Origin of the sequence: Natronococcus jeotgali DSM 18795 (assembly GCF_000337695.1) — an archaeon.
In the GTDB taxonomy this organism is placed as follows: domain Archaea; phylum Halobacteriota; class Halobacteria; order Halobacteriales; family Natrialbaceae; genus Natronococcus; species Natronococcus jeotgali.
In genome coordinates this window covers 1-525 of sequence record NZ_AOIA01000068.1, presented here as the reverse complement: position 1 = coordinate 525, position 525 = coordinate 1, and the positions used below count along the sequence as shown (strand labels likewise).

At 46.6% G+C, this 525-nt stretch carries 1 pseudogene; it reads right to left on the bottom strand.

The features are described from left to right. Positions 1-430: 430 nt before the first annotated feature. Positions 431-525 (bottom strand): annotated as a pseudogene (locus C492_RS25195) (PadR family transcriptional regulator); the annotation flags it as partial.

Genomic DNA, 525 nt, shown 5'->3' with positions numbered 1-525 from the left:
TCTCGCGTCAATATACATCAGAATACCTATCGGGAATTGTATAATAAGAGCTCCAGCTAGTAATCCAATAACTACATTAGTCATGGGAGGTATCCTATTGCAAGAGTAACTCTCTTATCTAATAAGTCTGTTCTACCAGTGACAAGTTCGCACTGTCTCTGTATCGGCTCTTTCGGTGAAGACTCGTCGAAACGAAGTGACGAAATGGGTGACGATTCCATATGCATCGGAGAACGCNCGGTGAAGACTCGTCGAAACGAAGTGACGAAATGGGTGACGATTCCATATGCATCGGAGAACGCAGTCTCAACTTCTGTGAGTTGAGAACTGTATAGTTTATATTGTTTTATCGGAATTTGTGGTACTGCCTGCGCTTGTTCAGGTTTTGGGTGACGCCGACTGGCTCGGATCGACGCAACATCTCTCTGAGTCAGAGGTCAACGTACTGTGATTCCCACTCACGGCGCTCCTGAATGGCTGTGTCCCCTTCATTGGTGATCGCGTAGTAGTTCGTTCGTCGATCGA